Here is a 24,284-nt window from a genome sequence, read left to right on the forward strand (position 1 = left end):
GGCTTCGCCTTACCCGGCCTACAGCATCACTCAACCGTAGGCCGGGTAAGCGAAGCGCCACCCGGCTTTGCATTTAAATCCACGACAAGAAGCCCCATATATGAAGAATGCAACGTTCTACCTTCTGGACAATGACACCCATCAGGATGGCCTCAGCGCCGTTGAACAGCTGGTGTGTGAAATTGCCGCAGAACGTTGGCGCGCAGGTAAACGCGTCCTGATTGCCTGTGAAGATGAGCAGCAGGCGATTCGCCTGGATGAAGCGCTATGGGCGCGCCCGCCGGAGAGTTTTGTTCCGCATAACCTGTCGGGCGAAGGTCCACGCGGCGGGGCACCGGTGGAGATTGCCTGGCCGCAAAAACGCAACAGCAGCGCGCGCGACATTCTCATTAGCCTGCGGACAGACTTTGCAGATTTTGCCACCGCTTTCACAGAAGTGGTAGACTTTGTCCCTTACGAAGAATCTTTGAAACAACTGGCGCGCGAACGCTACAAAGCGTACCGCCTGGCCGGTTTTAACCTGAATACGGCAACCTGGAAATAATGGAAAAGACATATAACCCACGCGATATCGAACAGCCGCTTTACGAGCACTGGGAACAGCAGGGCTATTTCAAGCCTAACGGCGACGAAAGCAAAGAGTCCTTCTGCATCATGATCCCGCCGCCGAACGTCACCGGCAGTTTGCATATGGGGCATGCTTTCCAGCAGACCATCATGGATACCATGATCCGCTACCAGCGCATGCAGGGCAAAAATACCCTGTGGCAGGCGGGGACTGACCACGCGGGTATCGCGACCCAGATGGTGGTTGAGCGTAAAATTGCCGCTGAAGAGGGTAAAACCCGCCACGACTACGGTCGCGACGCGTTCATCGACAAAATCTGGCAGTGGAAGGCAGAATCCGGCGGCACCATTACCCGTCAGATGCGCCGTCTCGGCAACTCCGTAGACTGGGAGCGCGAGCGCTTCACCATGGATGAAGGCCTGTCCAACGCCGTGAAAGAAGTCTTTGTGCGCCTGTACAAAGAAGACCTGATTTATCGTGGCAAGCGCCTGGTCAACTGGGACCCGAAACTGCGCACCGCCATCTCTGACCTGGAAGTGGAAAACCGCGAGTCTAAAGGCTCCATGTGGCACATCCGCTATCCGCTGGCTGACGGCGCAAAAACCGCCGACGGTAAAGATTACCTGGTGGTGGCGACCACCCGTCCGGAAACCCTGCTGGGCGATACCGGCGTGGCCGTTAACCCGGAAGATCCGCGTTATAAAGATCTGATCGGCAAATTCGTGGTGCTGCCGCTGGTGAACCGCCGTATTCCGATTGTGGGCGACGAACACGCCGACATGGAAAAAGGCACCGGCTGCGTGAAAATCACCCCGGCGCATGACTTCAACGACTATGAAGTCGGTCGTCGTCATCAACTTCCGATGATCAACATTCTGACCTTCGACGGCGATATCCGCGAAAGCGCAGAAGTGTATGACACCAAAGGCAACGAATCCGACGTTTATTCCAGCGACATCCCGGCTGAGTTCCAGAAGCTGGAGCGCTTTGCCGCGCGTAAAGCCATCGTAGCCGCCGTTGACGCACTCGGCCTGCTGGAAGAGATTAAACCTCACGATCTGACCGTGCCGTACGGCGACCGTGGCGGCGTGGTTATCGAGCCAATGCTGACCGACCAGTGGTACGTGCGTGCCGACGTGCTGGCGAAACCGGCTGTTGAAGCGGTTGAGAACGGCAGCATCCAGTTCGTGCCGAAGCAGTACGAAAACATGTACTTCTCCTGGATGCGCGATATTCAGGACTGGTGTATTTCCCGTCAGCTGTGGTGGGGTCACCGTATCCCGGCGTGGTACGACAACGAAGGCAATGTCTACGTTGGCCGCACCGAAGAGGAAGTGCGTCAGGAAAACAACCTGGGCGCTGACGTTGCCCTGCGCCAGGACGAAGACGTGCTGGATACCTGGTTCTCCTCCGCACTGTGGACCTTCTCTACCCTCGGCTGGCCGGAAAACACCGACGCGCTGCGTCAGTTCCATCCAACCAGCGTGATGGTATCCGGCTTCGACATCATCTTCTTCTGGATCGCCCGCATGATCATGATGACCATGCACTTCATCAAAGACGAAGACGGCAAGCCGCAGGTTCCGTTCCATACCGTCTACATGACCGGCCTGATCCGCGACGACGAAGGCCAGAAGATGTCCAAATCCAAGGGTAACGTTATCGACCCGCTGGATATGGTGGACGGTATCTCTCTGGAAGAGCTGCTGGAAAAACGTACCGGCAACATGATGCAGCCGCAGCTGGCAGAGAAAATCCGCAAGCGTACCGAGAAGCAGTTCCCGAACGGGATCGAATCTCACGGTACCGACGCCCTGCGCTTCACCCTGGCGGCGCTGGCCTCCACCGGTCGTGACATCAACTGGGATATGAAGCGTCTGGAAGGTTACCGTAACTTCTGTAACAAGCTGTGGAACGCCAGCCGCTTCGTGCTGATGAACACCGAAGATCAGGATTGCGGCTTTAACGGCGGCGAAATGACCCTGTCTCTGGCAGACCGCTGGATCCTGGCGGAATTTAACCAGACAGTGAAAGCGTTCCGCGACGCGCTGGACAGCTACCGCTTCGACATCGCGGCAGGCATCCTGTACGAATTCACCTGGAACCAGTTCTGTGACTGGTATCTGGAGCTGGCGAAGCCGGTCATGAACGGCGGTTCTGAAGCGGAACTGCGCGGCACGCGTAATACGCTGATTACCGTTCTGGAAGGTCTGCTGCGCCTTGCGCACCCGATCATTCCATTCATCACCGAAACCATCTGGCAGCGCGTGAAGGTGATTGCCGGTATTAATGCCGATACCATCATGCTCCAGCCGTTCCCGGCATTCGACGCCGCGAAAGTGGATGAAGCCGCATCTGCGGATACCGAGTGGCTGAAGCAGGCGATCGTTGCGGTACGTAACATCCGCGCGGAAATGAACATCGCTCCGGGTAAACCACTGGAGCTGCTGCTGCGCGGTTGCAGCGAAGCTGCCGTTCGTCGCGTCACCGAGAACAACACCTTCCTGAAAACCATGGCGCGTCTGGAAAGCATCACCGTGCTGCCTGCCGATGACAAAGGTCCGGTTTCCGTGACCAAAATCATCGACGGCGCGGAGCTGCTGATCCCGATGGCGGGCCTGATCGACAAAGATGCGGAGCTGGCGCGTCTGGCGAAAGAAGTGGCGAAAGTCGACGTGGAAATTGGCAAAATCGAAAGCAAACTGGCGAACGAGGGCTTTGTGGCCCGCGCGCCGGAAGCGGTCATCGCCAAAGAGCGTGAGCGTCTGGTTGCCTTCGCCGATGCGAAGACCAAACTGATCGAGCAGCAGGCGGTTATCGCGGCGCTGTAATATCATGAAAACACCGGAGACTCTCTCCGGTGTTTTCTTTTATAACGCATTTTTTATTCGCACCAACTTCCCGTCCGGCATGGTTATCCAGTAATACTCACTCTTGCTGAAGGAGAATTTTTCATAGTAACCTTGCTCATAATCCACGCTCATAAGCATATTTTTCTCAACACAATGTTTTTCTGTTTCCTTTATCGGAGGCAGGCAATACATATCGCCATCCCCTGAGCTTGCAAAATCAGTAAAGCCATCACCGATATCCCAAAAGGTAATGTTATAGCCATCGGATGATGGTATGTGATAAAGGTTTTTCAGTTCTTCTTTATGATCCAGATACCAATGAATACGTCCCCACTCCGTTAAAGCCAGATGGTCTACCAGGATTCCATAGGCCTCAAATTTTCTGTCTTTGCTGGCAAACTCCTTGAGGACAAATCCGGGATCATACTCAGCATGGCTACCGGCGCGGATGATAGTCACTGGTCGTTGAGTCCAGAGTAAATAGCAGGTTATCAACAGCACCAGGCTAAGAAAAGCCGCTTTACGTTTCCGATGATTCAGCATCAAACGCCACCGTTTATATGAATATAAGCTCTAAAATTTGTCATGAAGGGTTTAAATGCATAATCGCGATGTCGTTGCAAAAAAAACCAAATGCGGAAGAAGCGAAAGTTCTTATAGAAGTCATTTGTAATATCTTCCGTCCCAAGACCAAAATGATCCTGTCCGGTAAATAACAGCACCCCCTCCCAGGTTACAGCATTGCGATGGAAACTTTCCAGGCTGACCTTCTGGGCATAAATATCATGTACGCTTATTCCCAACCCATTAAACCTATCGATGAAACGGTTAAATTTTGGCAGCCTGACGTTTCTAGTGATGTGTCCGCTTAAAGCCGTAAGAAAATTAAAGTCAATCCCTATCTGCTGTTTCAGATAGAAACGTTCATTTATCTCCGTCTGAATGCAATGCAACAAATGATTTGTTTCTGTACCTCTAATCACTTCTGCATATGCTCTACTCAGACGCTCACTGTGCCATGATCCTCCATTACCGTAATGAAAATGATTAATCAACTCACCTATAAGCGGGGCGTATGGCCCGTGAGCAAATTGTGTCGAGAGTTCTATCATCTCATCAAACATAATCTCAGCGCAGCGCTGACGGCTAAGTGACACACCCTGCGGTTTCCGTAGGCCGAAGTCCGCCACCCGAGGACTATAGAAATTATTCGCATTGAATTGCAAACACCTGAACGGGTCTACCCGCGCAGAAATGTCCTCAAGTCCTAATAACTGGAAATCCCTATCGACTAAATCTCCACACTGCATATCATCTACATAATAGTTTTCAAAACGGTGGAACGTGGAAAAAACTTCACACGGCAAAGACATTGATAAAAGCGTATCTATATTCATAATTCATCATCCTGATAAATAATAACAGCGCACTTCACAACAACAGAAAATAATATAACTTTGAAAAAGAGAACATGAGCGAAATGGTATAAACACCATGTGGATGATGAAAATTCTTCCCTGTCATTATCTCTGCCTTGCATGATTGTAAAGAGGGTGGTATCAAATATCACTATGATGAATTTTTATTGATTGAGTAACAAAATGAGCTCCACGCAGTCCCTCCCTACACTCCGCCGGATATCCGCCAGCGACAACCCGGCTATCGCCGCCGTTATCCGCACGGTTTCTGCCGAATATGGCCTGACCGCCGACAAAGGCTACACCGTGGCCGACCCAAATCTGGACGAACTTTTTCAGCTGTACAGCCAGCCGGGTCATGCCTACTGGGTCATCGAGCAGGACGGCCAGGTCGTGGGCGGCGGCGGCATTGCCCCACTGCTTTGCAGCGAGCCGGATATCTGTGAACTCCAGAAAATGTATTTCCTGCCAACGATACGCGGACAAGGCCTGGCGAAAAAGCTGGCGCTGGTCGCCCTGGAACATGCACGCTCACAGGGCTTTAAACGTTGCTACCTTGAAACCACCGCTTTCCTTAAAGAGGCCATTGGCCTGTATGAACATCTCGGCTTTGAGCATATCGATGCGCCACTGGGCTGCACGGGCCACGTGGACTGCGAAGTCAGGATGCTGAAAAATCTGTAAGTTTTGTTCCTGCCGTCTTCTGTTAAGCGTCTGTAAACTGAATGCTCTACACTCACAGTTCACACCAAAACAGGGGAAATGCGATGTCGAAGATAAAAAGCTACGCCGCACCGCAGGCGGGTGCAGAACTTGAGCTGTACGAGTACGATGCGGGCGAACTAAAAGCGGAAGACGTCGAAGTACAGGTTGATTACTGCGGGATCTGCCACTCAGATCTCTCGATGATCGACAATGAATGGGGCTTCTCCAGCTATCCGCTGGTGGCCGGGCACGAAGTCATTGGCCGCGTCGTGGCGCTCGGCAGCGCCGCGCAGGACAAAGGGCTGAAAGTGGGCCAGCGCGTGGGTATCGGCTGGACGGCACGCAGCTGCGGCCACTGCGACGCCTGTATCAGCGGCAATCAGATCAACTGCCTTGAGGGCGCTACGCCGACCATCCTGAACAAGGGCGGTTTCGCCGATAAGCTGCGCGCCGACTGGCAATGGGTTATCCCGCTGCCGGACAGCATTGATATCGAATCCGCCGGTCCGCTGCTGTGTGGCGGTATCACCGTCTTTAAACCGCTGCTGATGCATCACGTCACCGCCACCAGCCGCGTGGGCGTGATCGGGATTGGCGGTCTGGGCCATATCGCCATCAAGCTGCTGCACGCGATGGGCTGTGAAGTGACGGCGTTCAGCTCTAACCCGGCGAAAGAGCAGGAAGTGCTGGCCATGGGTGCGGATAAAGTGGTGAACAGTCGCGATCCCCAGGCGCTCACCGCTCTGGCAGGCCAGTTTGACCTGATCATCAACACCGTCAACGTCGATCTCGACTGGCAGCCGTACTTTGAAGCCCTGGCCTACGGCGGTAACTTCCACACCGTGGGTGCGGTGATGAAGCCGCTGCCGGTTCCGGCGTTTACCCTGATCGGCGGCGATCGCAGCATATCCGGCTCTGCTACCGGCACACCATATGAGTTACGCAAGCTGATGAAGTTTGCCGGACGCACAAAAGTGGCGCCAACCACCGAGCTGTATCCGATGTCAAAAATCAACGAAGCGATCCAGCACGTGCGCGACGGCAAAGCCCGCTACCGCGTGGTGTTGAAAGCGGATTTCTGATGTGAGATTGCCGGGGAATGTGCGGCCTGATGCCCTCACCCCAACCCTCTCCCACAGGGAGAGGGCGCAAACACTAAAAACGGTAACGGTTGTTACCGTTTTGCATCTACCATGGTCTTAAACACTTCCGCCACCGCGACCGCCCCCGGATCCATCACCCCGTCCAGATTCTCTTTATTCACGTACGACGAGCGTCCCGCGCCGGCTTTCGCCATTTTCGCCGTTGCTTCAGCCCCTTGCTGCGCGGCCTGCGCTGCCGCCTGAATATTGCCTTTCTGTAACGCCTCCAGCGCCGGTTGCAGGGCATCGATCAGCGTACGATCGCCGAGATCTGCACCGCCATACTGCTTCATCTGCGCCAGTCCGCTCAGCAATGCTTCAGGTAGCGACTGTCCATCGTGAAGCTTTTGTCCTGCCGCAGTGAAGAAGATCGACATCAATACGCCGCTCGATCCGCCCATTACCGTTGCCAGCCGCTCGCCAACCAGCAGGAGTAATGTCGGCACGTCGTTAAGGGGCAGGTTGTTCTCCTCAAGTCGCTGCGCAATATCCCGCGCCCCTTGCGCAAAGGTGGAGCCCGTATCGCCATCGCCTACTTTGGCATCCAGCGCGTTAAGGCGATTTTCCAGCTGGATCAATGTTTTCGTTACCGAGGCGACGGCCTCGCTCACCTGCGGATTGTCCGACGGGGTATATTCCACGCGATCATGAAGGGCGCTATGGGGGACGGTACGCAGGGGCGCGAACGCGACGGGCTTCTGCCAGCCCAGCGTCTCGACCTCGGCGTGAATCGCCTTCTCGAAGAAATCGTTGAGCTTTAACAGCGTTAGCGAAAAGCCTTTCATATCCAGAGCACTCACCAGCGGCGCCGGGCCAATCAGATACGCAATGTTCTCTTTCAACGCCGAATGCGCCAGCTCTTTGGTGAGCAGAACCATCTCCAGCGCTGACACGCCGCCGAGGTTGTTGATCAGCACCGCAAAGCGCCCGTCACCCGCCTGGGCTTTTAGCGGCATCACCAGCGTATCGATAATCGCCCTGCTGTTCTGCGTATCCACCACCGATGCCCCCGGCTCGCCGTGAATCCCCAGCCCCAGCTCCACGTGGCCTTGCCTGATGCGTCCTTCTTCATCATCGCTACCCGGCAGGTTACAGGTTTGCATCGCAACCCCCAGGCTCCAGAGGTTATCGCAGGCCTGTTGCGCAATATCCCGCACGTCGTTTAGCGATTTCCCCTGTTCTGCCGCATATCCCGCAATCTTATGCACCAGCGCCGTTCCCGCGATACCACGCGGCTGCTTGTTATCCGGTAGGGCGATATCATCCGCCACGATAACCATCTCGACCTTCAGGCCGTAGCGTTTGGCTTTTTCCGCCGCCAGGCCAAAGTTAAGCCGGTCACCGGTGTAGTTTTTCACAATCAGCAGGCAGCCACGATCGCCCGTCACCGCCACAATGGCATTGAGGACCGCATCGACGCTTGGGGAAGCGAACAGATCGCCACACACCGCTGCGGTAAGCATGCCTTTACCGACGAACCCGGCATGTGCTGGTTCATGGCCGGAGCCGCCACCGGAGATCACCGCCACGCGGCTTTTATCCCAGTCGCCGCGAGCCACCACGCGGATGGCCGGATCGATATCCAGTTTGACGAGATTACCGTGCGGCGCGGAGAGAAGTATGCCTTCAATGGCATCGTTGACAAGCTGTTTGCGGTCGTTAAAAAAGAATCTGGACATAGTTTCCCAAAATTTTGTTTACCGTATGCAAAAGCATAGTCCGCACTGGATAATGCGCCGCAAAGTGAGGAATTTACGCAGACATTTTGCCGTCAGGTTGCCTATACTCCACCCAGGACTACGAGAGGACGTGCATCATGAGTACACCATTGTTAATCGCCAGGACGCTGGAAAAAGAGCTGTTTTTACTGCCCGCGATGGCGAACCGTCATGGCCTGATCACCGGCGCGACCGGGACGGGAAAAACCGTCACCCTGCAAAAGCTGGCTGAGTCGTTGTCAGAGACTGGCGTGCCGGTTTTTATGGCTGACGTGAAGGGCGATTTAACCGGGGTGGCTCAGGAAGGTGCAGCGTCAGAAAAACTCCTCGAGCGCCTGAAAAATATCGGCATCACGGACTGGACGCCGCACGGTAATCCGGTGGTGGCCTGGGATATCTTCGGCGAAAAAGGCCATCCGGTGCGTGCCACCGTCTCCGACCTCGGCCCGCTGCTGCTGGCCCGTCTGCTTAACCTCAACGACGTGCAGTCCGGGGTACTGAACATTATCTTCCGTATCGCCGACGATCAGGGGCTACTGCTGCTCGACTTCAAAGATCTGCGCGCCATCACCCAGTACATTGGCGATAACGCCAAATCCTTCCAGAACCAGTACGGCAATATCAGCAGCGCCTCGGTGGGCGCCATTCAGCGCGGGCTCCTAACGCTGGAGCAACAGGGGGCCGAACACTTCTTCGGCGAGCCAATGCTGGATATCAAAGACTGGATGCGTACCGACAGCAGCGGCAAAGGCATTATCAACATTCTGAGCGCAGAGAAGCTCTACCAGATGCCGAAGCTTTACGCCGCCAGCCTGCTGTGGATGCTCTCTGAACTGTACGAACAACTGCCAGAAGCAGGCGATCTGGAAAAACCCAAACTGGTGTTCTTCTTTGACGAAGCGCACCTGTTGTTTAACGACGCGCCGCAGGTGTTGCTGGATAAAATTGAACAGGTTATCCGCCTGATCCGCTCCAAAGGCGTCGGGGTCTGGTTTGTGTCGCAAAACCCGTCGGATATTCCGGACAACGTACTGGGGCAACTGGGTAACCGCGTGCAGCACGCCCTGCGCGCCTTTACGCCGAAAGATCAGAAAGCGGTGAAAGCCGCGGCGCAAACCATGCGCGCCAATCCGGCCTTTGATACCGAAACCGCCATTCAGGCGCTGGGCACCGGTGAAGCGCTGATTTCGTTCCTCGATGCAAAAGGCAGCCCGACAGTTGTCGAGCGTGCGATGGTGATTGCGCCCTGCTCGCGCATGGGGCCGGTAACGGACGATGAACGCAACGGCCTGATCAACCACTCCCCGGTGTACGGGAAGTATGAAGACGAGGTGGATCGCGAATCCGCGTTCGAGATGCTGCAAAAAGGGGTGCAGGCGACTGCCGAATCGCAGGATGCCCCTGCCGCAAAAGGGCAATCTGTTGCCGTGGACGACGGCATTCTCGGCGGGCTGAAAGATATTCTGTTCGGCAGCACCGGGCCACGCGGCGGCAAACGCGATGGCGTGGTTCAGACCATGGCAAAAAGCGCGACGCGTCAGATTACCAACCAGATAGTACGCGGCATGCTGGGAAGTCTGCTAGGCGGCCGTCGCCGGTAGCGGGGGAACCCACGGGCAGCCAAGCGCCGACCCCTGTACGCCGTTCTCCTGTAGATAGCGGTCGATTTCCAGCATCCCCGTCCAGCGGTTCTCACACCAGAGCGGTGCCAGAAGCGTTGGGCGGCGGGCGCTGGCCGAGATGCGGTGGTAAACAATCTCCGGAGGCGTGTGGCGAATCATCTCCCCCGCCGTCACCGTATAGTCGTCGAGTTCGATACCACTTAACCGCCCCGCTTCCCAGGCTTTCGCCATTATGCTGCCCTTCACGATATGCAGCGGATGCAGCTTAATGCCATCCACGCCGGTCTCGACGACTTTTTCCAGCGTTTCCAGCCCGTGCTGCTGCCCTTCTCCTGGCAAGCCGACAATCAGATGCGAGCAGACTTTTAATCCACGCTCACGGGCGAGACGCGTGGTGCGCTGGTAGCAGGCGAAATCATGCCCGCGATTGATACGGTGCAGGGTTTTGTCATGCGCGGTCTGCAAGCCCAGCTCCAGCCAGATCTCGTAGCCCTTCTCTTTGTACTCACTAAGTAAATCCAGCACGGCCTCCGGCACGCAGTCCGGACGCGTCCCCACGCACAGCCCGACAATGTTCGCTTGAGCAACCGCCTGCTGATACATCGAGCGCAGCACCTGCACCTCAGCCCACGTGCTGGTGTAGGCCTGGAAATAGGCCAGATACTGCTTCGCGCGATTCACCAGACTCGCCTGATGGGCGAGCTGTTCAGCGATAGATTTATGCTGCTGGGCCTCGTCAGCAAACGAGGCCACGTTACAGAAAGTGCAGCCACCACGCCCGATGGTGCCATCGCGATTCGGGCAGCTAAAGCCGCCGTGCAGCGTCAGTTTGTGAACCTTTTGCCCATAGCGCTGCAAAAGATCCCCACCAAACATATTGACTAATTTTTGTAACTGCATAATCTGATAGACCGTCCCGAAGAAAGGGGACAAGCCTGCCATTTTTAGCCTCTGTCGGCGATGACCTGGATCAATCGCCCTGGACGGCCTTTATCTGTTTGAATAAATAATCACGATTACCGAGATTTCATTCACCCTGTACGTAATTACTTTTCCTTATGTTCTGATGGTTTTTTTCATTTATAGCGCCAGGACTGAAAAACAGTGATTTTATGCGGGTTTGAATGCAACACCAGATTAATATTCTGCTATAAATCTGCATTTCAGCACGCTGCATCGATAATACCGCTTTCATATAGTGAGTCAGATCACACTCCCCTGCACCTCCCCGGTGCTTTAAGTGGTTGTAAAAATAGTTAAATACATATTAAAAACAAAAAGATAACTACGCTTTAGCACATTTTTGTATAAATAAGATTGCCATTTGACCTGTGTACCAATTCCCGATAAGTTGGAAATCCGCTGGAAGCTTTCTGGATGAGCGGCCTGCTCATCATATTTATGCAGTAATTGAGATTCCCTCTGAAGCAAGTCCTCAAACTTGTTTACCTGCGCGAAAGGATGAAAAAGAGGGCGAATGCGAGGTCCGCGTATGAAACGCTAACCCCGTCGCCATGCTCTTTCTGCGCCTGTGCGCCACGGTAAAGTTCAGTGGGAAGCCCGACGAGCCTGGGGAGGTTCACTGATATGTTGTACGATAAATCCCTTGAGAAGGATAACTGTGGTTTCGGCCTGATCGCCCACATAGAAGGCGAACCTAGCCACAAGGTAGTGCGTACTGCTATTCACGCACTGGCCCGTATGCAGCACCGTGGCGCCATCCTTGCCGATGGTAAAACCGGCGACGGTTGCGGCCTGCTGCTGCAAAAACCGGATCGTTTCTTCCGTATCGTAGCGGAAGAGCGCGGCTGGCGTTTAGCCAAAAACTACGCTGTCGGTATGCTGTTCCTGAATCAGGATCCTGAAAAAGCTGCCGCCTCACGCCGCATCGTTGAAGAAGAACTTCAGCGTGAAACCCTGTCGATCGTCGGCTGGCGCGATGTGCCAACCAACGAAGGGGTGCTCGGTGAAATCGCCCTCTCCTCGCTGCCTCGTATTGAACAGATTTTTGTCAATGCGCCTGCGGGCTGGCGTCCGCGTGATATGGAACGCCGTCTGTTTATCGCCCGCCGCCGCATTGAAAAACGTCTTCTGGATGATAAAGAGTTCTACGTCTGTAGCCTCTCTAACCTTGTGAACATCTATAAAGGTCTGTGTATGCCGGCTGACCTGCCGCGCTTCTACCTGGACCTGGCGGACCTGCGTCTGGAATCGGCCATTTGCCTGTTCCACCAGCGCTTCTCCACCAACACCGTTCCACGCTGGCCGCTGGCGCAGCCGTTCCGCTACCTGGCGCATAACGGCGAGATCAACACCATCACCGGCAACCGCCAGTGGGCCCGCGCCCGTACCTATAAATTCCAGACGCCGCTGATCCCGGACCTGCACGATGCCGCGCCGTTCGTGAACGAAACCGGCTCGGACTCCAGCTCCATGGATAACATGCTGGAACTGCTGCTGGCGGGCGGGATGGACATCGTGCGCGCCATGCGTCTGCTCGTGCCACCGGCCTGGCAGAACAACCCGGATATGGACCCTGAGCTGCGCGCGTTCTTCGACTTTAACTCCATGCACATGGAGCCGTGGGACGGCCCGGCGGGCATCGTTATGTCCGACGGTCGTTTTGCCGCCTGTAACCTGGACCGTAATGGTCTGCGTCCGGCGCGCTACGTTATTACCAAAGACAAGCTCATCACCTGTGCCTCTGAAGTCGGGATCTGGGATTACCAGCCAGACGAAGTGGTCGAGAAAGGCCGCGTCGGACCGGGCGAGCTGATGGTGATCGACACCCGCGGTGGGCGTATTCTGCATTCCGCCGAAACCGACAACGATCTGAAGAGCCGCCATCCGTACAAAGAGTGGATGGAGAAAAACGTGCGTCGTCTGGTGCCGTTTGAAGATCTGTCGGACGAAGAAGTGGGCAGCCGCGAGCTGGACGATGACACCCTCGCGAGCTTCCAGAAGCAGTTTAACTACAGCGCGGAAGAGCTGGACTCGGTTATCCGCGTGCTCGGTGAAAACGGCCAGGAAGCGGTCGGCTCAATGGGTGACGATACCCCGTTTGCCGTGCTCTCCAGCCAGCCACGCATTATTTATGACTACTTCCGTCAGCAGTTTGCGCAGGTCACTAACCCGCCAATCGATCCGCTGCGCGAAGCCCACGTCATGTCGCTGGCCACCAGCATCGGCCGTGAGATGAACGTCTTCTGTGAAGCTGAAGGCCAGGCGCACCGTCTGACCTTTAAATCACCGATCCTGCTGTACTCCGATTTCAAACAGCTCACCACCATGACCGAGGAGCACTATCGCGCCGACACGCTCGATATCACCTTCGACGTGACCGAAACGAGCCTCGAAGAGACGGTGAACGCGCTGTGCGATAAAGCCGAGCAAATGGTGCGTAACGGCACCGTTCTGCTGGTGCTGTCTGATCGCAACATCGCGAAAAACCGACTGCCGGTGCCTGCGCCAATGGCGGTGGGGGCTATCCAGACGCGTCTGGTCGACAAGAGCCTGCGCTGCGATGCCAACATCATTGTTGAAACCGCGAGCGCCCGCGATCCGCACCACTTTGCCGTGCTCTTAGGCTTCGGTGCGACGGCGATCTACCCGTACCTGGCCTACGAAACGCTGGCCCGCCTGGTAGATACCCGCGCGATCGACAAAGACTACCGCGCCGTGATGCTGAACTACCGTAACGGCATCAACAAAGGTCTGTACAAAATCATGTCCAAAATGGGCATCTCGACCATCGCATCTTACCGCTGCTCGAAGCTGTTTGAAGCGGTCGGCCTGCATGACGACGTCGCCAACCTCTGCTTCCAGGGCGTGATCAGCCGTATCGGCGGCGCCGGTTTTGCTGACTTCCAGCAGGATCTGGTGAACCTGTCGAAACGCGCCTGGCTGGCACGTAAGCCTCTGGAACAGGGCGGCCTGCTGAAATATGTCCACGGGGGTGAGTATCACGCTTATAACCCGGACGTGGTGCGCACGCTGCAACAGGCGGTGCAGAGCGGCGAGTACAGCGATTATCAGCAGTATGCAGAGCTGGTGAACAACCGTCCGGCAGCGACGCTGCGCGATCTCATTGCCCTCAATCCAGGTGATGAAGCGGTCAGCATTGACGAGGTTGAACCCGCGTCTGAGCTGTTCAAACGTTTCGACACCGCGGCGATGTCTATCGGCGCGCTGAGCCCGGAAGCCCACGAAGCGCTGGCGGAAGCCATGAACAGCATCGGCGGCAACTCCAACTCCGGCGAAGGCGGTGAAGATCCGGCCCGCTATGGCACCAATAAAGTGTCCCGTATTAAGCAGGTGGCGTCTGGTCGCTTTGGCGTAACGCCTGCGTACCTGGTTAACGCCGACGTGATTCAGATTAAAGTCGCGCAGGGTGCGAAACCGGGTGAAGGCGGTCAGCTGCCGGGTGATAAAGTCACCCCATACATCGCTAAGCTTCGCTATTCAGTGCCGGGCGTGACGCTGATCTCCCCGCCGCCGCACCACGATATCTACTCTATCGAGGATCTGGCGCAGCTGATTTTCGACCTGAAACAGGTCAACCCGAAAGCGATGATCTCCGTGAAGCTGGTTTCCGAACCGGGCGTTGGCACCATTGCCACCGGCGTGGCGAAAGCCTATGCGGATCTGATCACCATCGCCGGTTACGACGGCGGCACCGGCGCAAGCCCGCTCTCCTCCGTGAAATACGCGGGTTGTCCGTGGGAGCTTGGCCTGGTGGAAACCCAGCAGGCGCTGGTCGCTAACGGCCTGCGTCACAAGATCCGTTTGCAGGTGGACGGCGGACTGAAAACCGGCCTCGACATCATCAAAGCGGCGATTCTGGGAGCGGAAAGCTTCGGCTTTGGTACCGGCCCGATGGTTGCGCTCGGCTGTAAATACCTGCGTATTTGCCACCTGAACAACTGTGCAACGGGCGTTGCTACCCAGGACGAAAAGCTGCGTAAAAATCACTACCACGGCCTGCCGTTCAAAGTGACCAACTACTTTGACTTCATCGCCCGTGAAACCCGCGAGCTGATGGCGCAGCTGGGCGTGAAGCGTCTGGTAGACCTGATTGGCCGTACCGACCTGCTGAAAGAGCTTGAGGGCTTCACGGCCAAGCAGCAGAAGCTGGAGCTGTCTAAGCTGCTGGAAACCGCTCAGCCGCATCCTGGCAAAGCGGTTTACTGTACCGAGAACAACCCGCCGTTCGACAACGGCGTGCTGAACGCACAGCTGCTGCAACAGGCGAAGCCGTATGTGGATGAGAAGCAGAGCAAAACGTTCTGGTTTGATATCCGCAACACCGACCGTTCCGTGGGTGCGTCCCTCTCCGGTTACATCGCGCAAACGCACGGTGACCAGGGTCTGGCGTCGGATCCGATTACCGCGCACTTCAGCGGTACCGCGGGTCAGAGCTTCGGCGTGTGGAACGCAGGCGGAGTTGAGTTATACCTGACCGGCGATGCCAACGACTACGTCGGAAAAGGCATGGCGGGCGGTCTGCTGGCGGTGCGTCCTCCGGTTGGTTCAGCCTTCCGCAGCCATGAAGCGAGCATCATCGGCAATACCTGTCTGTACGGCGCAACCGGCGGTCGTCTGTTTGCCGCGGGCCGTGCGGGCGAACGTTTTGCGGTGCGTAACTCCGGCGCCATCACCGTGGTGGAAGGCATCGGCGATAACGGCTGTGAATACATGACGGGCGGAATTGTGTGCGTCCTGGGTAAAACCGGCGTGAACTTTGGCGCGGGCATGACGGGCGGTTTTGCCTACGTCCTGGATGAAGACGGTGAGTTCCGCAAACGCGTGAACCCGGAGCTGGTGGAAGTGCTGGACGTTGATACGCTGGCCATCCACGAAGAACACCTGCGCGGTTTAATTACCGAACACGTGCAGCATACCGGTTCTTCGCGCGGCGAAGAGATCCTGGCCAACTGGCCGGCGTTCTCTGCGAAATTCGCGCTGGTGAAGCCGAAGTCCAGCGATGTTAAAGCCCTGTTGGGTCACCGTAGTCGTAGCGCAGCAGAGCTGCGCGTGCAGGCGCAGTAAGGAATTCAGATGAGCCAGAACGTTTACCAGTTTATCGACCTTCAGCGTGTTGATCCGCCAAAGAAACCGCTGAAGATCCGTAAAATTGAATTTGTTGAAATCTATGAGCCGTTTTCAGAAGGCCAGGCCAAAGCACAGGCAGACCGCTGCCTGTCCTGCGGTAACCCTTACTGCGAATGGAAGTGTCCGGTCCATAACTACATCCCGAACTGGCTGAAGCTGGCCAACGAAGGGCGTATTTTTGAAGCCGCCGAGCTGTCTCATCAGACCAACACCCTGCCGGAAGTGTGCGGCCGCGTGTGCCCTCAGGATCGTCTGTGTGAAGGCTCCTGTACGCTGAACGACGAGTTTGGCGCGGTAACCATCGGCAACATCGAACGCTATATCAACGATAAAGCGTTCGAGATGGGCTGGCGCCCGGATATGACCGGTGTGCGTCAAACCGACAAGCGCGTAGCGATTATCGGCGCGGGCCCGGCAGGCCTGGCCTGTGCGGACGTGCTGACCCGTAACGGCGTGAAGGCGGTGGTCTTTGATCGCCACCCGGAGATTGGCGGCCTGCTGACCTTCGGTATCCCGGCCTTCAAGCTGGAGAAAGAGGTGATGACCCGCCGCCGCGAAATCTTCACCGGCATGGGCATTGAGTTCAAACTCAACACCGAAGTGGGCCGCGACGTGCAGCTCGACGACCTGCTGAAAGATTACGACGCCGTGTTCCTGGGCGTAGGCACTTATCAGTCCATGCGCGGTGGTCTGGAGAACGAAGATGCGCCAGGCGTGTACGACGCGCTGCCGTTCCTGATTGCGAATACCAAACAGCTAATGGGCTACGGCGAGACCGCCGATGAGCCGTTCGTCAGCATGGAAGGCAAACGCGTGGTGGTGCTGGGCGGCGGTGATACCGCGATGGACTGCGTGCGTACCTCCATTCGCCAGAATGCGGCGCATGTCATCTGTGCCTACCGTCGTGACGAAGAGAACATGCCGGGCTCTAAGCGCGAAGTGAAAAACGCACGTGAAGAGGGCGTCGAGTTCCAGTTCAACATCCAGCCTCTGGGTATTGAAGTGAATGCCAACGGTAAAGTGAGCGGCGTGAAGATGGCGCGCACGGAGATGGGTGCGCCAGATGCGAAAGGCCGTCGTCGCGCGGAGATCGTGGCCGGTTCTGAACACGTGATCCCGGCTGACGCCGTGGTGATGGCGTTTGGTTTCCGTCCTCACAGCATGGAGTGGCTGGCGAAGCACAGCGTAGAGCTGGACTCTCAAGGCCGCATCATTGCGCCAGAAGGCAGCGATAACGCGTTCCAGACCAGCAACCCGAAAATCTTCGCCGGTGGCGACATCGTTCGCGGCTCTGACCTGGTGGTCACGGCGATTGCCGAAGGCCGTAAAGCGGCTGACGGGATCATGAACTTCCTGGAAGTGTAAGCCCCTCTGACTCCCCGGCAGAAGCATAAAGCGGAACGCTGGGGAGCCTGTTTTCAGTAGCCTACCCTTAAGTTAATGGTGCCTTTTTAAGCAAAAAAGCAGCGTAAATCCCGACGTAAACGTTTGCTTTCGTGAAAAAAATGTATATTATGCGGCGGATTTTTTGGCCAAAATTCAAGGAGGCATTGTGTCGCAAGATAACAATTATAGCCAGGGCCCCGTCCCTCTGGCGGCGCGGAAAGGCGTGGTTCCACTCACTTTTGTGATGTTAGGGTTAACGTTTTTTTCCGCCAGTATGTGGACCGGAGGCACGCTCGGTACCGGTCTTTCCTATAATGATTTCTTCCTCGCAGTTCTCTTCGGCAATCTCCTCCTCGGTATTTACACTGCTTTTCTTGGCTACATTGGCGCAAAAACCGGCCTCTCAACCCATCTTCTTGCGCGTTACTCGTTCGGTATAAAAGGTTCCTGGCTTCCCTCCATGCTTTTAGGCGGTACGCAGGTAGGGTGGTTTGGCGTCGGCGTAGCGATGTTTGCCATCCCGGTGAGTAAAGCCACGGGCATCGACGTGAACATCCTGATTGCAGTTTCCGGCCTGTTGATGACGTTAACCATTTTTTTTGGCATCTCGGCACTGACGATTTTATCCATCATCGCCGTACCCGCTATCGTCATCCTGGGTAGCTACTCCGTCTGGCTGGCGGTGGACGGCGTGGGAGGATTGGACCACCTCAAATCCATTGTGCCGCAGACGCCGCTCAACTTTTCCAGCGCGCTGGCGCTGGTCGTAGGCTCGTTTATCAGCGCAGGCACGCTGACCGCCGACTTCGTCCGCTTTGGCCGCAATGCCAAAGGTGCCGTTCTGGTGGCGATGGTGGCATTTTTCCTTGGCAACTCGCTGATGTTTATCTTCGGTGCGGCAGGCGCTGCCGCCGTAGGACAGGCCGATATTTCTGACGTGATGATCGCCCAGGGACTGCTGCTGCCGGCCATTGTCGTTCTTGGCCTGAATATCTGGACCACCAATGACAACGCGTTGTACGCCTCTGGTTTGGGTTTCGCCAATATTACTGGCCTTTCCAGCCGTACGCTGTCGGTGGTTAATGGCATTATCGGTACGCTGTGCGCGCTGTGGCTATACAACAACTTCGTTGGCTGGCTGACCTTTTTGTCGGCAGCGATTCCGCCGGTTGGCGGGGTGATTATCGCCGACTACCTGATTAATCGCCGCCGCTATGCCAGCTTCGACCACGCAAAATTTGTGTCCGTTAACTGGATTGCCATTTTCTCGGTCGCCCTGGGTGTTGCTGCCGGGCACTACATTCCGGGAATTGTCCCCGTTAACGCAGTATTGGGTGGCGTCTTCAGCTATTTGGTGTTAAACCCATTCGCCAAACGTACCCTTGCTAATCCTTCGGAGGTTTCCCATGCAGAATAATTCCCTCACTATCCGTCAGGCCCGTTTGCAGGGGCAAGAGGGTTTATGGCAAATCACGATTGAGGACGGACGCTTCAGCCGTATCGATCCTCAGGAAACCCCCTCTGCGCCAGTCGGTCAGGTGCTGGACGCCGAATGCGGGCTGGTTATCCCTCCTTTCATCGAGCCGCATATCCATCTGGATACAACGCAAACGGCGGGTGAACCGAACTGGAACCAGTCCGGCACGCTTTTCGAGGGAATCGAGCGCTGGGCCGAACGCAAGGCGATGCTTACCCACGAAGACGTTAAAACTCGCGCGATGCAGACCCTGAAGTGGCAAATCGCCAACGGCATTCAGTACGTACGTACACACGTTGACGTCTCGGACCCCACCCTTACGGCACTGAAAGCCATGCTGGAGGTGAAGCAGGAAGTCGCCCCGTGGGTCGATATGCAAATTGTGGCATTCCCGCAGGAAGGCATTCTTTCTTATCCGAACGGTGAAGAACTGCTTGAGGAAGCCGTGCGTTTAGGGGCGGATGTCATCGGCGCAATCCCCCACTTTGAATTTACGCGTGAATATGGCGTTGAGTCGCTGCATAAAACGTTTTCCCTGGCCAGAAAGTACGACCGACTGATCGATGTCCACTGTGATGAGATTGATGATGAACAATCGCGCTTCGTTGAAACCGTTGCCGCACTGGCACATCGTGACGGAATGGGTTCACGCGTGACCGCCAGCCATACCACGGCGATGCACTCCTATAATGGCGCGTATACGTCCCGACTGTTCCGCCTGTTAAAAATGTCAGGCATTAACTTCGTGGCAAACCCGCTGGTTAACACGCATTTGCAGGGCCGTTTCGATACCTATCCCAAACGCCGAGGCATCACACGCGTCAAAGAAATGCTGGAAGCGGAGATCAACGTCTGCTTTGGTCATGACGACGTTTTCGATCCGTGGTATCCGCTGGGAACCGCGAATATGCTTCAGGTTCTGCATATGGGGCTGCACGTTTGCCAACTGATGGGTTACGGGCAAATAAATGATGGGCTTAACCTGATCACTACCCACAGCGCGAAAACGCTCGATTTGCAGGACTATGGCGTGCGCGTTGGGAATACAGCAAACCTGGTGATTCTCCCGGCAGAGAATGGGTTTGATGCAGTTCGTCGCCAGACGCCGGCACGATACTCTGTTCGCCACGGCAAGGTGATTGCCGAGACGGTGCCCAGCCAGACAACCTTGCACCTGACGCAGCCGGAAGCGGTGACGTTTAAGCGCCAGAATATCGAATAACATTGCCGGATGGCGGCTGCGCCTTATCCGGCCTGCAAATTACGTTATGCCCGCAGGCCTGATAAGCGAAGCGCCATCAGGCCTATAAACTACGTATCCAGCAAGCGGGCGCGTACCTTCACCACGACTTTCTTTATCTCGCCTGGCTCAAGGATTGCGCATCCTGGCTTATGTGGCTCTCCCGGCATAAATACGGCGCACATCCCCGGCCGGAGGGTGACACACTGTTCACCTGCAATCTCACTGCACAACTGATAATCTTCTTCAGGATGAAAATCTTCACGCTGGCGTGCCGAGCCCGTCACGCCAAAGAGGATGCGCTCTTCTCCCGTCAATAACACCTGGATATCAATATATTGCTCATGCAGTTCCGCTTTCTTCTGGTCTGGAAACTGCGTGGCAAACGTCATCACGTTCATGAAGATATCCTCACCGCGAAGCTCATAACGTCCTGCCGCTTTTTCCAGCGGACGGGCAGCCAGCGCGAGGGTTAGCGCCTCCAGAAGAACGGGATGCAACCCCGTGGAGGGAAGCGTCCGAATCTCACCAAAAAACATCATCTTTCTCCCTGAGCTAACAGCGCCGCGCCCAGTAAGCCCGCATCGTGTCGATAGTGCGCGGCGGTTAATTCAACGTGATAAACAGAAGGATGCTCCTCAAGATACGCGCGGACCCGCGCCAGATACCCTCCTGCCAGCCCGATGCTGCCGCCAATCACCACGCGCTGGCAGTCCATCACCGCTTTCGTGTCGGCAATAAGCCGCGCAAGTACCTGTGCAGAACGTTGGACCAGTTCCGCCGCCTGTTTATTTCCCTCTGCCGCGCGCGCAAAAATCGTTTTTGCATCGCATCCTGCAAGCTCTCCCCTGGCTGCGGCGGCAATACCGCGACCAGACGCGATGGCTTCCACGCACCCCACGCGACCACAGCCGCATTGCGGGCCGTTTGGATCGGCGAGCGTATGCCCAAGATGCCCTGCCAGTCCGCCGCTTCCGGTCACGAGTTTCCCGTTACTGACTACGCCGCCCCCCACGCCCGTTGAAACAGTCAGGAATACCATGTCTTTAATTTCCTTCGCACTAACGTGATATTCCGCCCATGCCGCAGCCTGAGCATCATTGATCGCCAGGGTCGGCAAACCAGCAATGTCTTCGAGCGTCTGCACCAGCGGAAAATGGTGCAATCCTCCGAGATTTTGCGGGTTAATCGCCAGCAGATTGCCGTCCTGAATGATTCCGGTTGAGGCAATGGCCGCACGCGTTGCCTGGGTCTGTAACGGCTTGACCAGCTCAGCCAGCGCCTCACGCAGTGCGTCAGGCGTCTTACTGGCGGGCGTAGGGCATTCGCGTCGCGCGTGGATCTGTAAACCGTCATCCACCAGGGCGGCGGCAAGTTTAGTTCCACCTATGTCTATCGCCAGTGTCGTCATAGCACCGCCCCGCTCGGAAATGTTTTTATCCCGTTGTGACATACTTCATCCCTTACGAATGTGCCCGGTACAGGTCCGGGCAAGCGGATTAACTTTTGCTTTTCGCTAAAGCGCTTTTATCGCCGCCAAACGGGACGGCTCCGCTGAAAGGTTTACCGTCAATAGCGTCATGCGTACGCAGGGCTTCTGGCCTGATCCAGCGCTGAACGCGGGAGGGCATATCCAGACCAATAAGCAAGATCACCACAAACGTCAGGCCAAAGGAGAGCGATCCCAGGGCCGTGCCCAGCGCCATATCCTGCGACAGCAGCGCGCCAATCACCGGGGCAATCGCGCCGCCCAACGCGCCAACGTTGTAGGTAAAGCCCAGACCCGCCGCACGCTGGTCGGTATCGAAATAGCCGCCGATGAGTTTGGGTAAGATCCCGGAGATCCCCTGCCCCAGCATCTGCTGGAAAAAGAGTAACAAGCCCAACACCCAGACATTGGCGCCGCCGATCGCAAAGACGGGAACAATCAGGAGCTGTGAGGCCAACAGGCTACAGACATAGGCCTTGCGGGTGCCAAGCCAGTCACCGAGAAAACCACCCACGCAGCAGCCTACTGCCGCGCCGAAGCCGCTAAAGAACAGCACCTTCGCCACCGTTGAGGGATCATAGGCCAGGTCGGTTTTCAGATAAGTGGGTAATAGCGCCTGAATCGGCCAGGAGTAGAGAAAGGCGAAGAGTACGACAACCATCAACGTGACGCCCGTCGGCCAGCGTTTACCGCTGCTTTGCACCATAAAGCTGATAAAGACGATGGCGCACAGCAGGCCGAGAATAACGACCAGCCCCGCGTTGTTGAGTTCGCCTGCAAAACAGAACCACAGCGCCGTACCGGCAAACAGCGTCATCGCCATATTGATGACGCGGTATTTGCCGCGATACAGAATATCAACCATGGTGCGCACCGGGGCTTTGCCTTCGTGCTTCGCTTTCCAGTCCTCAGCTTCCGGAATATTTTTCCGCAGCCACAGGGCAAAGACGATGGGCAGAATGCCGATAAAGAACAGCGCCCGCCAGCCCCAGACGGGCACGACAAGGCTGTAGACCTGGGCCGCAACCACGGCGCCGACGGAGAAACCGGAAATCAGAAAACCACTCGCCTTGTTGCGCAGGTGCTTTGGCCAGCTTTCAATCACATAGGTTGCGCTGGAGCCATATTCCCCCGCCATCCCCATGCCTATCACCATGCGGGCGATAAACAGGGTGACGTAACCCGGCGCAAAACCGCAGGCCAGCGTACCGCAGGAAAAGAGCACGATGCTGGTGATCATCGCCAGCTTGCGGCCATAGCGGTCGCCCATGGCGCCCAGCAGCAGGCCGCCGAACCAGCGCGATATAAAGGCCGCCGAAATCAGGCTCGCCGCTTCCACTGTCGTCAGGGCAAACTCGCTTTTTATTTCTGTCAGGACTAAGGCTATCAATACAAAATCGAAGCCATCAAGCAGATATCCCAGCCAGGCGGCGGAGAAGGCGCGCCACTGAGGACGGGTAAGATGGCGGTACCACGGGATGCTTTGGGTAGACTTACTCATTTCACTCTCCCGACGATTTCTCTGTCGTTTTGCCGGATGGCGGCTGCGCCTTATCCGGCCTACGTAGCATGTTTTTGTAGGCCGGATAAGGCGAAGCGCCCCCGGCTATGCGTTAGCGTTTTTCCGCCATTAGCTGCTCCGCCAGCGCTTTCAGCGCTGGCACGAATTTTTCATCCACAGGGGCAAACGGCTTACGGCACAGCGGCACGGATACCACGTCCATATAGTGCAGAACCGTTTTCAGACCACGGAACACCCCGGCTTTAATCAGCAGATCGATCACCGTGTTGCATTCGCTTTGCAGGCGCTGTGCGGTGGCGTTATCCCCTTCACGAACCGCTTTAGCGATCGCCTGGTAGCGCCAGCCCATAATGTTGTAGGTGCTGCCGATCCCCCCGTCCGCGCCGGCCAGCAGGCCGGAGGCGAAGATCTCGTCATAACCGTTGTAGAGCACCAGATCCGGATGTTCACGACGGATCTGCTCCATCTGGAAGAGATCGCCGGAGGTTTGCTTCAGCGCGCCGACGCCAGGCAGCGTTACCAGCGTGTTGATCTGATCCAGCGTTAACTTAACGCCGCTTAGCGCAGGGATGTTATAAACCACCATCGGCAACCCCTCCGCGGAGTCAATAATTGCACGATAGTGGTCGCAATGTTCTTCAAAGCTAAAGGGATAGTAAAACGGTGTGACGGCGGATACAGCGTCAAAACCGACGCGGGCGGCGGCCATGGCTAACTGCTGGCTTTCCGCCGTGCTGACGCAGCCAACATGGGCGATGAGCGTGATTTTCCCCTTCGCCTCTTCCGCCACAATCTCCATCACCTGCTCTCGTTCCGAAAGGCTCTGTACAAAGGCCTCTCCCGTTGAACCGCCGACGTACAGCCCATCGATACCCTGTTCAATATTGAACCGCACCAGACGGCGCAGGCTTTCTTTATCCAGCATCTGCTCAGAGTTAAACGGGGTCAGGAGTGCGGCCATTACGCCGCGTAATTGCGTTGCCATAGTTACCTCAATCGATCGTGTGTTTGTTATATCGACATACCTTTATACC

17 protein-coding genes are annotated in these 24,284 nt (G+C 56.2%); 9 read left to right on the forward strand and 8 right to left on the reverse strand.

Annotated features, from left to right (window positions below; all coding sequences use genetic code 11):
• The first annotated feature begins 100 nt into the window (after positions 1-100).
• Both holC and FZF21_RS19455 read left to right on the forward strand, forming a co-directional pair.
• Positions 101-544: a DNA polymerase III subunit chi gene (holC, locus tag FZF21_RS19450; RefSeq protein WP_003861884.1), complete on the forward strand. Its 444-nt coding sequence runs from the start codon at positions 101-103 to the stop codon at positions 542-544.
• A complete protein-coding gene (locus FZF21_RS19455; protein WP_017382726.1) occupies positions 544-3,399 on the forward strand; it encodes a valine--tRNA ligase in 2,856 nt (951 codons plus the stop codon). Before holC ends, FZF21_RS19455 begins: the two co-directional genes overlap by 1 nt.
• A 39-nt stretch (positions 3,400-3,438) precedes the next feature.
• Here FZF21_RS19455 and FZF21_RS19460 read toward each other — a convergent pair whose 3' ends face one another.
• The gene (locus FZF21_RS19460; protein ID WP_045141583.1) at positions 3,439-3,963 is read right to left on the reverse strand and encodes a DUF943 family protein; all 525 of its coding nucleotides are present in this window, start codon (positions 3,961-3,963) and stop codon (positions 3,439-3,441) included.
• Positions 3,963-4,817, reverse strand: a complete 855-nt coding sequence (locus FZF21_RS19465) for a DUF3289 family protein (RefSeq protein ID WP_149121167.1) — start codon at positions 4,815-4,817, stop codon at positions 3,963-3,965. Before FZF21_RS19465 ends, FZF21_RS19460 begins: the two co-directional genes overlap by 1 nt.
• A gap of 204 nt (positions 4,818-5,021) precedes the next feature.
• Here FZF21_RS19465 and FZF21_RS19470 point away from each other — a divergent pair, with 204 nt between their 5' ends.
• Together FZF21_RS19470 and FZF21_RS19475 are read left to right on the forward strand one after the other, a co-directional pair.
• The gene (locus tag FZF21_RS19470) at positions 5,022-5,522 is read left to right on the forward strand and encodes a GNAT family N-acetyltransferase (protein ID WP_045141585.1); all 501 of its coding nucleotides are present in this window, start codon (positions 5,022-5,024) and stop codon (positions 5,520-5,522) included.
• 83 nt (positions 5,523-5,605) lie between these two features.
• Positions 5,606-6,625, forward strand: coding sequence for an NAD(P)-dependent alcohol dehydrogenase (locus FZF21_RS19475; protein ID WP_015571992.1), 1,020 nt, complete (start codon positions 5,606-5,608; stop codon positions 6,623-6,625).
• Positions 6,626-6,717: 92 nt separating this feature from the next.
• Here the strand turns inward: FZF21_RS19475 and FZF21_RS19480 are convergent, their stop codons facing one another.
• A complete protein-coding gene (locus FZF21_RS19480) occupies positions 6,718-8,364 on the reverse strand; it encodes a dihydroxyacetone kinase subunit DhaK (protein WP_149121166.1) in 1,647 nt (548 codons plus the stop codon).
• 137 nt (positions 8,365-8,501) lie between these two features.
• On the opposite strand from FZF21_RS19480, the gene FZF21_RS19485 reads away from it, so the two are divergent.
• Complete coding sequence (locus FZF21_RS19485; protein ID WP_040118157.1) at positions 8,502-10,004, forward strand: helicase HerA-like C-terminal domain-containing protein; 1,503 nt, start codon at positions 8,502-8,504, stop codon at positions 10,002-10,004.
• Here the strand turns inward: FZF21_RS19485 and FZF21_RS19490 are convergent.
• A complete protein-coding gene (locus FZF21_RS19490) occupies positions 9,984-10,925 on the reverse strand; it encodes a TIGR01212 family radical SAM protein (protein ID WP_109937898.1) in 942 nt (313 codons plus the stop codon). The genes FZF21_RS19485 and FZF21_RS19490 overlap by 21 nt on opposite strands.
• A gap of 687 nt (positions 10,926-11,612) precedes the next feature.
• On the opposite strand from FZF21_RS19490, the gene gltB reads away from it, so the two are divergent.
• From gltB to FZF21_RS19510, 4 genes are all read left to right on the forward strand, one after another.
• Entirely contained in the window at positions 11,613-16,073 is a 4,461-nt protein-coding gene (gene gltB, locus FZF21_RS19495; RefSeq protein WP_045334237.1) for a glutamate synthase large subunit, read from the forward strand.
• A gap of 9 nt (positions 16,074-16,082) precedes the next feature.
• Complete coding sequence (gltD, locus tag FZF21_RS19500) at positions 16,083-17,501, forward strand: glutamate synthase subunit GltD (RefSeq protein ID WP_017382721.1); 1,419 nt, start codon at positions 16,083-16,085, stop codon at positions 17,499-17,501.
• Positions 17,502-17,688: 187 nt separating this feature from the next.
• Positions 17,689-18,939, forward strand: a complete 1,251-nt coding sequence (gene codB / locus FZF21_RS19505) for a cytosine permease (RefSeq protein WP_017693905.1) — start codon at positions 17,689-17,691, stop codon at positions 18,937-18,939.
• Positions 18,929-20,221: a cytosine deaminase gene (locus tag FZF21_RS19510; protein ID WP_023295504.1), complete on the forward strand. Its 1,293-nt coding sequence runs from the start codon at positions 18,929-18,931 to the stop codon at positions 20,219-20,221. Before codB ends, FZF21_RS19510 begins: the two co-directional genes overlap by 11 nt.
• 89 nt (positions 20,222-20,310) lie before the next feature.
• Here FZF21_RS19510 and nanQ read toward each other — a convergent pair whose 3' ends face one another.
• From nanQ to nanA, 4 genes are all read right to left on the reverse strand, one after another.
• Positions 20,311-20,778: an N-acetylneuraminate anomerase gene (gene nanQ, locus FZF21_RS19515; protein ID WP_023295505.1), complete on the reverse strand. Its 468-nt coding sequence runs from the start codon at positions 20,776-20,778 to the stop codon at positions 20,311-20,313.
• On the reverse strand, positions 20,778-21,650 hold the full coding sequence (locus FZF21_RS19520) for an N-acetylmannosamine kinase (protein ID WP_015571999.1): 873 nt from the start codon (positions 21,648-21,650) through the stop codon (positions 20,778-20,780). The genes nanQ and FZF21_RS19520 overlap by 1 nt, the downstream gene beginning before the upstream one ends.
• 88 nt (positions 21,651-21,738) lie before the next feature.
• Positions 21,739-23,229: an MFS transporter gene (locus FZF21_RS19525; protein ID WP_015572000.1), complete on the reverse strand. Its 1,491-nt coding sequence runs from the start codon at positions 23,227-23,229 to the stop codon at positions 21,739-21,741.
• A gap of 112 nt (positions 23,230-23,341) precedes the next feature.
• Positions 23,342-24,235, reverse strand: coding sequence for an N-acetylneuraminate lyase (nanA, locus tag FZF21_RS19530; protein WP_017693901.1), 894 nt, complete (start codon positions 24,233-24,235; stop codon positions 23,342-23,344).
• Positions 24,236-24,284: the final 49 nt, after the last annotated feature.

Source organism: Enterobacter sp. LU1 (assembly GCF_008271405.2).
Lineage (GTDB): Bacteria > Pseudomonadota > Gammaproteobacteria > Enterobacterales > Enterobacteriaceae > Enterobacter > Enterobacter hormaechei_C.

What these genes read in the sequence shown, in the direction of transcription:
- holC (WP_003861884.1), top strand. Translation starts at nt 101, where the DNA reads ATGAAGAATGCAACGTTCTACCTTCTGGACAATGACACCCATCAGGAT.
- FZF21_RS19455 (WP_017382726.1), top strand. Translation starts at nt 544, where the DNA reads ATGGAAAAGACATATAACCCACGCGATATCGAACAGCCGCTTTACGAG.
- FZF21_RS19460 (WP_045141583.1), bottom strand. Translation starts at nt 3,963, where the DNA reads ATGCTGAATCATCGGAAACGTAAAGCGGCTTTTCTTAGCCTGGTGCTG.
- FZF21_RS19465 (WP_149121167.1), bottom strand. Translation starts at nt 4,817, where the DNA reads ATGAATATAGATACGCTTTTATCAATGTCTTTGCCGTGTGAAGTTTTT.
- FZF21_RS19470 (WP_045141585.1), top strand. Translation starts at nt 5,022, where the DNA reads ATGAGCTCCACGCAGTCCCTCCCTACACTCCGCCGGATATCCGCCAGC.
- FZF21_RS19475 (WP_015571992.1), top strand. Translation starts at nt 5,606, where the DNA reads ATGTCGAAGATAAAAAGCTACGCCGCACCGCAGGCGGGTGCAGAACTT.
- FZF21_RS19480 (WP_149121166.1), bottom strand. Translation starts at nt 8,364, where the DNA reads ATGTCCAGATTCTTTTTTAACGACCGCAAACAGCTTGTCAACGATGCC.
- FZF21_RS19485 (WP_040118157.1), top strand. Translation starts at nt 8,502, where the DNA reads ATGAGTACACCATTGTTAATCGCCAGGACGCTGGAAAAAGAGCTGTTT.
- FZF21_RS19490 (WP_109937898.1), bottom strand. Translation starts at nt 10,925, where the DNA reads ATGCAGTTACAAAAATTAGTCAATATGTTTGGTGGGGATCTTTTGCAG.
- gltB (WP_045334237.1), top strand. Translation starts at nt 11,613, where the DNA reads ATGTTGTACGATAAATCCCTTGAGAAGGATAACTGTGGTTTCGGCCTG.
- gltD (WP_017382721.1), top strand. Translation starts at nt 16,083, where the DNA reads ATGAGCCAGAACGTTTACCAGTTTATCGACCTTCAGCGTGTTGATCCG.
- FZF21_RS19510 (WP_023295504.1), top strand. Translation starts at nt 18,929, where the DNA reads ATGCAGAATAATTCCCTCACTATCCGTCAGGCCCGTTTGCAGGGGCAA.
- nanQ (WP_023295505.1), bottom strand. Translation starts at nt 20,778, where the DNA reads ATGTTTTTTGGTGAGATTCGGACGCTTCCCTCCACGGGGTTGCATCCC.
- FZF21_RS19520 (WP_015571999.1), bottom strand. Translation starts at nt 21,650, where the DNA reads ATGACGACACTGGCGATAGACATAGGTGGAACTAAACTTGCCGCCGCC.
- FZF21_RS19525 (WP_015572000.1), bottom strand. Translation starts at nt 23,229, where the DNA reads ATGAGTAAGTCTACCCAAAGCATCCCGTGGTACCGCCATCTTACCCGT.
- nanA (WP_017693901.1), bottom strand. Translation starts at nt 24,235, where the DNA reads ATGGCAACGCAATTACGCGGCGTAATGGCCGCACTCCTGACCCCGTTT.